Here is a 710-nt window from a genome sequence, read left to right as displayed (position 1 = left end):
TATTTGGTGGTTTCGGTGCGTTGGGTGCCGGTGAAGGCGAAGGCGATGGTGGAGGTGGCGCCTTGGAAGGTGTTGTCCGCGGTGGTGGGGAACGCGGTGGTGACTTTGAGGTTGTCGGTTTTGGCTGAGGTCAGGGAGGTGAGGTTGTTGAGGACCTTGTTCGCTGCGATGACGGGGCCGTTGGCCAGGACGGTGGTTTTGGTGCCGGCGCAGGTGTAGGGGGCGGCGGTGCCGGTCCAGGGGGTGGAGCAGTTTTCGATGGTCAGTTGCAGCCCGTTGGTGGTGTCGGTGGTGAGGAGGGAGGCGGTGGCGCCGGCGGAGGTGGTGAGGGTGACGTTGTTCAGGTCGGAGTTGCCGGTGTTGGCCAGGGTGACGAGTTTTTCGACTTTGTCGCCGGGCAGCAGGCCTGCGATGGGGACGTTGAGGGTGTTGGCTGGTCCGGGGGCGCCCAGGGCGATGGTGACGGTGCCTGCGGTGACGGCTTGGGAGGCGGAGGTGGAGGAGGTGAACGCGCCGTAGGTTCCCATGCCGGCGACGGCGGCTGCGGTGCCGACCAGTGCGACGGAGGCGAGGATTTTGCCGGAGGTGGTCTTGAGGCTGATGGCCATGGGGATCAGTGTCCTTTCGTGTGGCCACCGTGAGACCGGCCGGCCGTTTCTTCAGCCTGTGTGGCTGACAAGAAATACTTTGCCGGGCCTGGATCAAGAACC

General features: G+C 64.8%; 1 protein-coding gene. It reads right to left on the bottom strand.

Annotation, left to right across the window (positions count from 1 at the left end; all coding sequences use genetic code 11):
* The coding region (locus PV760_RS21445) for a TasA family protein (RefSeq protein WP_064723919.1) at window positions 1-608 on the bottom strand (608 nt) is incomplete at its 3' end.
* Window positions 609-710: the final 102 nt, after the last annotated feature.

The organism is Paenarthrobacter sp. CC6 (assembly GCF_040560085.1).
GTDB classification, from domain to species: domain Bacteria; phylum Actinomycetota; class Actinomycetes; order Actinomycetales; family Micrococcaceae; genus Arthrobacter; species Arthrobacter nicotinovorans.
This window is presented reverse-complemented; position numbering and strand designations above follow the sequence as displayed.